The organism is Nocardioides sp. YIM 152588, assembly GCF_040191335.1.
Classification (GTDB): domain Bacteria; phylum Actinomycetota; class Actinomycetes; order Propionibacteriales; family Nocardioidaceae; genus Nocardioides.
The window spans coordinates 1-4,694 of sequence record NZ_JBEGDJ010000099.1 but is presented as its reverse complement, the minus strand read 5'-3'; the positions used below and the strand labels follow the sequence as shown (position 1 = coordinate 4,694).

Genomic DNA, 4,694 nt, shown 5'->3' with positions numbered 1-4,694 from the left:
CGGCAGGAAGTCGGGGCTGCGCCCGAGCAGGACGAACGCCATCACGGCGGTGACCACGACCGCGAGCGCCGCGGCCGGGCCGGCCACGACGCCGTCGCGGTGCCGCCACAGCAGGTGCGCCCCGATGCCGACCAGCGCGGCGATCGCCGGCGCCAGTGCGACCGTGTAGTAGGCGTGGAAGATGCCGGCCATGAAGCTGAAGGTCAGCCCGGTGACCAGCAGCCAGCCACCCCACACGACGAGCGCGGCCCGGACCCGGTCGGTGCGGTGCGCCCGGCCGACCAGCCAGAGCCCGGCCACCAGCAGCACGAGCGCGGTCGGCAGCAGCCACGCGACCTGGCCGCCGATCTCGGAGCCGAACAGCCGGCCGATCCCGGTCTCGCCCCACATGCCGCCGCCGCCCGGTCCGGCACCGCCGCCGACGGAGCCGGTCTCGTTGCCGTTGAGGCGGCCGAGTCCGTTGTAGCCGAGCGTCAGCTCGAGGATCGAGTTGTTCTGCGAGCCGCCGATGTAGGGGCGGCTGGCGGCGGGCCAGAGCTCGACGATCGCGATCCACCAGCCGGCGGCCGCGACCATCGCCGCGAAGGCGACGAGCAGCTGGCCGAGCCGCTTGAGGACGGTCCCGCGTCCGGCGATCAGCACCACCGCGACGAAGGCGGGGAGCACGAGGAACGACTGGAGCATCTTCGCCAGGAACGCCAGCCCGACCAGCGCGCCGGCCAGCGCCACCCAGCGCACCGGGTGGTGGACGCCGCCCTCGACGGCCCGCAGCACGGCGTACGCGGCCGCGACCAGCAGCAGCACCAGCAGCGCGTCGGGGTTGTTGAAGCGGAACATCAGCGCCGCCACCGGAGTGGTGGCCAGCGCAGCGCCCGCCAGCAGACCGGCGGGCGAGGAGCCGGTGCTGCGGCGTACCGATGCCGTGAGCAGCCAGACGGCCAGCACGCCCTCGATCGCCTGCGGCACCAGGATCGCCCAGGAGGAGAGCCCGAAGATCCGCACCGACAGCGCCATCGGCCACAGCGCCAGCGGGGTCTTGTCGACCGTGATGCTGTTGGCCGCGTCGGAGGAGCCGAAGAAGAACGCCTTCCACGACTCCGACCCGGCCTGGGCGGCGGCGGAGTAGAAGCTGTTGGCCCACCCCGACGCGCTCAGTCCCCACAGGTAGAGGACCGCGGTGGCGAGGAGCAGGCCGGCGAGCGCGAACGGGTACCAGTCCCGGGACTTGCCGGGAGGGGCCTCCGGGGCCGGCTGCGTCAGCGCCGGGTCCAGCTGGCTGGTGGTCATGCGACCACGCTGGAGCGCCCGCTTGGCAGCCGTCCCTGTGCCGGCTGTGGGGTTGCTGTGAGGGTGGGTGCCGCGTCACATGGATTCTCGTCGGGTTGCGGCCCGAGAAGCGACCAGGATCCATGTGACGCGGCGAGCCGGCATCAGCCCCGCCGACCGAGCCAGGCGGCGTGCTCGGCCACCGTCAGCGCGAGGCGTCGGGCGACCGTCGAGGTATCCACCCACCACTCGGGCTGTTCGAGTGTCCACGGGAGACCGCCACCGCTCCCGGACGCGTTCGACCGGCGGTACGCGCTGCGGAGGCGGGCCGAGAACGCGCTCGTGTCGCGCAGGTCGGTGGACATCATCGTGACGAGCTCGATGCCCATGTCCCTGTAGAGCTCCTCGCGGCCGAGGTCCCTACGCCGGGGACCGAGGCCCTGGTGGACCTCGCCGTCGTACTCGCCGGCGACCCCGGCGCCCGGATCGAACAGGTCCGGAGTCAGCTGGTGGTTCCCGTCGTGGTCGAAGATCGGCACGTTGCACAGCGGGCGCTGGTGGGTCTCCTGCCAGACGCAACGCATGACCGACTCCATGGGCGACCACGCGTTCTCGTCGGCGTGGGCGTAGGCGTGCCGCGCGCGGCGGATCCCTGGTCGCCCGGCCAACCGCGCGAGGTGCAGCCCGAAGGGCCCGGGCGCGGTGAGGTTCGATGCGTAGGCCATGTCGATCTGGGCGATCGCCTCCCGGTCGGAGCGCGCTCGTCGTACGGCGAACGACAGCGAGCGTTCCGGGACCGTGGCCGGGACGCCGTCGACCGTGACGATCTCGCCCTCGAACAGCCAGTCGTTGCAGAGCAGCACCCCGGCGGACCGGATCGCGGTGCCGTCGTCGTCGAGCGCGACCGGGACCGGGAGCGGGTCGCGACCGCCCGCCGTACCGTCGAACCATCGCGCGCCACTCCACGCCAGCGCCGCCCAGCCGGTGATGGCGGAGCCCTCGGGAGCGACCGCGAGCGCCTCCACGATCCGTTGCTCCAGCCGGCTGGGGTCGACCGTGGCGGGCACGAACCGGTTCGCGCTCGTGCGACGCCACGCCCGGCCGCGCGACTGACGTGGGGTGGGGCCGGTGCGCCCGGTCGGGTCGACCGCGACGGGGGCCACCACCCCCGGACGGGTGACGTGAAGAAGCACGCGGTGAGGGTGTCGCTTTCGGCGGGCGCCTGCGCGCGCTCTCCACAGGTGCCGCGTCACATGGATTCTCGTCGGGTTGCGGCCCGAGAAGCGACCAGGATCCATGTGACGCGGCGAGCCGGCATCAGCCCCGCGGGAACGACTCCCGCCACTCCCGCGTCGAGACGACCTCCCCGTCCCGCGAGGCCACGGTCCCGATCACCACGCCCACCCCGGCGCCCGACACCTCGACGTCCATCGTCGACACCACGCTGATCTCGACTCCGGGCCACGTGAGGTCGAAGGTCGTGACGGCGTGCGCGGTCTGGCGGTGGGTACGGCGGTCGACGGTGACCTCGCCGAGGTAGTCCTCGCGGGCCGTGCCGTCGTAGGGCGTCTCGTACTCGGAGACCGAGTGGGTGCGGGCGGTGGTGGTGCGGCGCAGCACGTCGTCGGTGATCGACCACTCGACGCCCTCGGCGGACTCCGAGGAGTGCTCCTCGCCCGGGGTGAAGGTCGGCGCCGGATGGTCGCCGACGAGCACCGGCAGGGCCAGGGAGCCGCCGTGGACGGTCAGGGTCACCGGCTCCGGGGGAGCGACCGTGTTGGGCCAGTCGGTGCCGGCCACGCTGACCCGCAGCGAGTTCCCGGGGGCCCACTCGAACGCGCAGGCGTCGAGGTCGAGCTCGACCTCGTAGACCTCCCCGGGCACCAGCGGTGACGGCGCGCCGTGGACGCCGTCGCGGAACGCCAGGTCGAGCGTCCCGCGGCTGACCAGTGCCGACGTGCCGTCGGGGAGGACGTCGCAGAGCTTGACCGACAGCGAGGCGGCCGGGCGGTCGGCGCTGACCCGCAGCGCGACCCGCGGGTGGCCGACGACGGCGCCGGCGGGCGGCGCGGAGTCCCAGGTGAGCGAGCGGGCGTCGTCGTACCGCTGGTCGCCGGAGAGGCCCCACGGCAGGTGGCCGGCGCAGTCGATCCACGCGGCGGTGCCGGTGTCGGGGAGCACCGGCAGCGCAGTCCCGTCCTCCGGCGCGTCCAGCGCGAGACGGGCCGGCGCGGTCGGCGGCACCGACGGCAGCCGCAGCCAGTACCCCTCGTGCAGGTCCAGATCCGGCTCGGGCACGGTCGAGGTGCGGACGAAGACGTCGCTGACGGAGTCGTACGGCGCCGGCTCGGTCCCGTCCGGCACCCGCAGCCAGTGGTCGAACCACGCCGCCATCTCGACGTCCAGGTCGATCCGTGGACCCGGCATCGCCGTGCGCGGGTCCGCGTGCGCCCAGGGCCCGGCGAGCAGCCGGTGCGGCACGCCGTGCTCGGCCAGCCGCGCGACGGTGCGGAAGGAGTTGTTGCGGTAGCCGTCGGCCCAGCCCGCGACCAGCATCGTCGGCACGTCGAGCCGCTCGTAGCCACCCTCGGCGCCATCGAGGCGGACCGACCCTCCGCGCCAGTAGTCGCCGTGGCGGTCCTCCCGCAGCCACGTCAGCACCCACGGCTCGTTGGCCTCCAGCCGGCGGTGCCACTCCTCGGCCCAGCCCTCGCCCCACACGTCCGGGACGGGGGGCAGCACGCACATCGGCGTCATGTAGTGGCAGTAGTCGACGAGGTCGACCAGCCGCAGCGCGCCCCCGCGCCAGTGCACGTCGTCGGTCCAGCGGTCGTCGCTGGCGTAGATCGCGAAGACCGCGCCGAGCGCGGGCGCGTCCTCGCAGGCGATCTGGAGCGAGTTGAAGCCCGAGTACGACGTCCCGTACATGCCGACGCGCCCGTTGCACCACTCCTGCGCGGCCAGCCAGGCGATCACCTCGACCAGGTCGGACTGCTCCTCGGGCGGGTACTCGTCCGTCGCGTCCCCCGACGACGACCCGGTGCCGCGCAGGTCGAGGCGGCAGACCGCGAAGCCGAACCGGTCGCGCAGCTCCTCGTACCCGCTGGCGTACGACGACGTCAGGTCGTCCTTGCGGTAGGGCAGCGCCTCCAGCAGCGCGGGCTGCGGGCCGGCCGCAGGATCCGGCAGGTAGAGGGTGGCCGCCAGCTCGACGCCGTCGCGGACCGGGATCCGCACCTCTCGGGTCGCCGCGGCGGTCATCGGGCCGCCCCGTTGTCGGCGAGGAGCGCGAGCACCTCGGGGGAGTGCAGGGACTCGCTGGTGTGGCCGCTCCGGCCGACGGTGGTCGGGGCGGTGAGCATGGAGTTCAGGACGGCCTCCTCGGCGGCCTCGACGACGGCGGTGAACAGGGGGTCGATCCCGCGGCC

At 73.8% G+C, this 4,694-nt stretch carries 4 protein-coding genes; all 4 read right to left on the bottom strand.

Features of this window, described 5'->3' with window-relative positions; all coding sequences use genetic code 11:
• A partial coding sequence (locus tag ABLM29_RS22035) for a glycosyltransferase family 39 protein (RefSeq protein WP_349716782.1) occupies positions 1-1,287 on the bottom strand: 1,287 nt, incomplete at its 3' end.
• Positions 1,288-1,430: 143 nt separating this feature from the next.
• Positions 1,431-2,459 carry a hypothetical protein gene (locus ABLM29_RS22030; protein ID WP_349716781.1) on the bottom strand — a complete coding sequence of 343 codons (1,029 nt, stop codon included), beginning with the start codon at positions 2,457-2,459 and terminating at the stop codon, positions 1,431-1,433.
• Positions 2,460-2,583: 124 nt separating this feature from the next.
• Complete coding sequence (locus tag ABLM29_RS22025) at positions 2,584-4,527, bottom strand: CocE/NonD family hydrolase (RefSeq protein WP_349716780.1); 1,944 nt, start codon at positions 4,525-4,527, stop codon at positions 2,584-2,586.
• Entirely contained in the window at positions 4,524-4,676 is a 153-nt protein-coding gene (locus tag ABLM29_RS22360; protein ID WP_502889312.1) for a hypothetical protein, read from the bottom strand. Before ABLM29_RS22360 ends, ABLM29_RS22025 begins: the two co-directional genes overlap by 4 nt.
• Positions 4,677-4,694 lie beyond the last annotated feature (18 nt).

Coding starts and splice junctions, on each gene's coding strand:
- ABLM29_RS22025 (WP_349716780.1), bottom strand. CDS start 4,527: ATGACCGCCGCGGCGACCCGAGAGGTGCGGATCCCGGTCCGCGACGGC.